1 pseudogene is annotated in these 204 nt (G+C 42.2%); it reads left to right on the forward strand.

The annotated features are described in order from the left end of the window. A pseudogene (locus CHH91_RS21400) lies at positions 1-143 on the forward strand (1,4-dihydroxy-6-naphthoate synthase); the annotation flags it as partial. Positions 144-204: the final 61 nt, after the last annotated feature.

Below are 204 nucleotides of genomic sequence, written 5' to 3' on the forward strand. Positions count from 1 at the left end.
CCAATGCTCATATTGAACTTTACGTAAATGAGTTTACGAAGTCACTTGGAGAAGATGGCTATCAAGCGATTGAGAACTTGTTAGGCCGTGCGATGAAACAAGGGCTTGTCCCTCACTTTGACGTCGCTAAAATTCGGTTATAGCGCTAAGTGGAGCTTTGTAAACTAGAATGAATAGAGAAAAGAGGGATAACAGCAGTGGAGA

This window comes from Virgibacillus sp. 7505, assembly GCF_002272135.1.
GTDB lineage: Bacteria > Bacillota > Bacilli > Bacillales > Amphibacillaceae > Terribacillus.